The sequence below is a fragment of the Pseudomaricurvus alkylphenolicus genome, assembly GCF_011683955.1.
Lineage (GTDB): Bacteria > Pseudomonadota > Gammaproteobacteria > Pseudomonadales > Cellvibrionaceae > Pseudomaricurvus > Pseudomaricurvus alkylphenolicus.
On record NZ_JAAQPI010000050.1, the window covers coordinates 1 to 3,581 of the forward strand.

Here is a 3,581-nt window from a genome sequence, read left to right on the forward strand (position 1 = left end):
ATTTCCATAGTGCACAGAAAACCTTAGCCGGATTCGAACTTTATCGGATGATCAAAAAAGGTCAGCTCTGTCAAAATTCTGTGACGACGGCCTCCGATATTGACCAGTTTTACTCTCTCGCGGCATAACTCCGCCAGGGGAAGATACGCCTTGATTTCTCGTCATCAAAAATGCGTTTTGCAACAGAGCCGTAACTTATTGATTCTAAGAAGTGATTTTAAGGGGGCGCCCCCGGTTCCGTTATTGAGGAACTTTTCTGGCGTCCCTGGGTGACATGCCAAAACGACCTTTAAATAATGATGAAAGCTTGTTCTGGCTGCTGAAACCAGCTTCTTCAGCGATAATCGAGATGGACTTGTTGGTTTGCTTTAAAAGCCTAAAAGCTTCATTCAACTGTGCCTCCCGACGAAAGTCGGTTGCCGTGACGCCATATTTCGCTCGAAATTCCGTAGCGAATTTTGTTTTTCCCATGCCGACTTCCTTTGCGATCGAGGCTAGTGTGTATCTGGACTGAAAATCTTCCATCAATAATCGCCTTGCACGATCCAGCCTGTCCGCGTACAGATCTACGGCGGTATCGAGATTTATCAATGCCTGTATAAATTGCAGCAGCAGGTAGTTGGTCGCTGACGCTATTTGATGGTAACGCAAAGCACCCTGCATGGGTGAAAGTAAAAGATCCTGTACAAGCACGGTTGCGCTGTAGGGAAGGGAGATCGGCATAAGCATACTTCGATCTTGTGAGTTCTCATAAAACTGCCTTAGTGATAGCGGGAAGGACTCTTTGTTCATTCCGAGGGCTCGTTCGATGTGACTCCTATCAAAGTAGATTGCCAAAAATTGTGGTTCCACCAAACACCTGGAATTAGTGCGTTCATTTTTTGGATAGCTGAATAGGTAAGCTTTTGAGTCTTCCTTGGAATATTTCATCCTTCCTGCTGAACTTACCATATCAATATTGGTTCCTATGGTAAATCCCATCACATTTTTAATAACCGGGGCGTGTAGAGTATTTGGATCTGCGGAACCAGTACGATAATAGGCAGCGGTGGAAAATAGCGCATCGGACAAGCGCATGAACTGGATATAGTTATTGATGTCACTGTCTGCATGTGATGGCAGAGAACGATTCGTCGCAGATCCCGGCATGACCTCATAAGATATAAATGGCGATCCCTGGGGAGGCGTTTTGCGCCATTCATTTTCTATGAGATAGTCAATAACGCCCGAGTGCATCCTGTCGAGAAAAACGGAGCTATTCTTGGACAATAATTTCATAGGGACATCTGTCTTGGTTTATCGCTAAGTTTTATCATCCTACATTCAAACAATCTTCAACTCAAATACGCACCAAAATCACTTCTTAGTGAGTGTGATCTATGGCATGTCGAGCTGGTAAGCGGCCGATTGCTTGGAAGTCAATGATAGATGCCCAAGGCGGTACCCATATGGGAGCAAATATCAGCATGCCTATGCCTTATAAAGTATGCAATTCTTATAATAAATGGGAATTTAGGCTGCCAATTTACCTGAGTCTGGCTCGCTCAAGGCATCCGTAAAGTGCAATCCCAAGAGCCGAAAAATACTGTTTTCACAATTGCATGGATATTGCGAACAAAACGATAAGTTATTTGGTCGTTCCGGAAAGACGGGGTGGGGGGGAAGCACTAACATGGCCACGAAGAGGCTAGGTGACAATATTTTATAAAGTAAGGTGTGTGCCATTGCATCCCCACACCTCCGATTTGGAGTAATACATGACAAGAGTAGTAGAAACACAGTATGGCAAGGTTGCTGGTATTGAGGATAGCGGTATCTCTATTTTTAAAGGAATACCCTATGCTCAGGCGCTTGCCGGTGAAAATCTGTTTATGCCACCTCAGCCGCCCAAGCCATGGGAGGGGGAATTAAGTGCGGACAAATTTGGCGCCACCGTGCCACAGGTAAAAACTCAAGGATACTTTGGCGATTTATGCTCCCCTAAATACCCGGCTGGAGATGACTGCTTAAACCTCAATATTTATACACCGGATACGGAGGCAGAGGGTCTGCCGGTTTTTGTCTGGATTCATGGTGGGGGATATTTCATGGGTTGCAGTTCGGATGAGGTATACAACGGCTCTTCGTTTGCGGCTAATGGCATTGTGACCGTTACTATTAATTACCGGTTGGGGGCTTTGGGTTATATGTATCTGGGTGATTATTTCCCGGACCTGAAGGAGTCAGACAACTTGGGCCATCAAGATCAAATTGCTGCACTTCAATGGGTGCGGGATAACATTCAGGCTTTTGGTGGCAATCCGAATAATGTCACCATTGGTGGTGAGTCGGCTGGAGGTATGGCGGTGGCAACGCTGATGGCGATACCGGAAGCGAAAGGCTTATTCAGGCGGGCTATACCTCAAAGTCAGGCACTACCCAATTCCTTTTCAAAGGAAGACGCGAGTAAGATTACTGCGCTTATGATGGAAAAGCTGGAACTGAAAGCTGGGGATACCAGAGCACTGAAATCTCTGGAAATAGATCGGATCGTACAAGCTCAACAGGAGCTTCAGGACGACATGCTTGATCCGGAAAATGTTGATAAATTCGATAAATATGGTATCAAACGCGCTGCAGGGCTTATGGCTTTCTTGCCGGTTCACGGAACAGACTCTTTGCCGCTTACGCCTCAAGTGGCGATTGATAATGGTGCATCAAAAGATGTAGATGTCATGGTCGGCTATACAAAGGACGAAAGCAGTCTTTTCTTGGTGGACGCTGATTCTTCGTTTATGAACCCAGAAATGGCCAAAAATGCCTTGCAACTGGTTTTAGGCGACAATGCTCCGTCAATTTTTGAATTGTATAAGTCAAAGTATGCAGACCTCGACGATCTGCAATTCTGTATACAGACAGAGACAGACAAAATGTTTTCCGCGATCGCGTACCTTTTTGCAGAGAATCAGGCAAAAAACAACAAAAATATCTGGATGTATCGGTTTGACTGGGAAACTCCCCAAATGGGTGGAAAGCTGGGAGCTCATCATTTCCTGGAAGTGCCGTTTACCTTTAATCGGTTGGACAATTGGCAGGCCGATAGCCTGATTGGCGAGTGTAAGCCCTATGATGTGGCCGAAACCATTCACAATTATTGGGTTTCCTTTATCAAGACGGGGGATCCGAATAATGAAAAATGTCCTGAATGGCCAAAATACCATGGTGACGGCGGTCAAGTCATGCTGCTGGATACCGAATGCAAAGTGAGGCAATGGCCTTTGGAAAAGGAAATTATTGAAATCTGGAAAAATAGCGTACTGATGTAGGTTTACAACATTTATTGGTCTATTGACTAATTCTGGCTAATGGGCGCCCCCTTTTGGGCCCCCTTTTTGATCGACCCCTTTTTGGTGGCTCTGTTGCAAAACGCATTTTTGATGACGAGAAATCAAGGCGTATCTTCCCCTGGCGGAGCTATGCCGCGAGAGAGTAAAACTGGTCAATATCGGAGGCCGTCGTCACAGAATTTTGACAGAGCTGACCTTTTTTGATCATCCGATAAAGTTCGAATCCGGCTAAGGTTTTCTGTGCACTATGGAAAT

Annotated in this window: 2 protein-coding genes; one reads left to right on the forward strand and one right to left on the reverse strand. The window is 45.5% G+C overall.

Features of this window, described 5'->3' with window-relative positions; genetic code table 11:
• Positions 1-240: 240 nt before the first annotated feature.
• Positions 241-1,278: a helix-turn-helix domain-containing protein gene (locus HBA55_RS36995; protein WP_167001244.1), complete on the reverse strand. Its 1,038-nt coding sequence runs from the start codon at positions 1,276-1,278 to the stop codon at positions 241-243.
• Positions 1,279-1,757: 479 nt separating this feature from the next.
• Here HBA55_RS36995 and HBA55_RS37000 point away from each other — a divergent pair, with 479 nt between their 5' ends.
• On the forward strand, positions 1,758-3,305 hold the full coding sequence (locus HBA55_RS37000; RefSeq protein WP_167001246.1) for a carboxylesterase/lipase family protein: 1,548 nt from the start codon (positions 1,758-1,760) through the stop codon (positions 3,303-3,305).
• Positions 3,306-3,581 lie beyond the last annotated feature (276 nt).

Bases quoted from the DNA above. Each gene is read 5' to 3' on its own strand.
- HBA55_RS36995 (WP_167001244.1), bottom strand. From the start codon at position 1,278: ATGAAATTATTGTCCAAGAATAGCTCCGTTTTTCTCGACAGGATGCAC.
- HBA55_RS37000 (WP_167001246.1), top strand. From the start codon at position 1,758: ATGACAAGAGTAGTAGAAACACAGTATGGCAAGGTTGCTGGTATTGAG.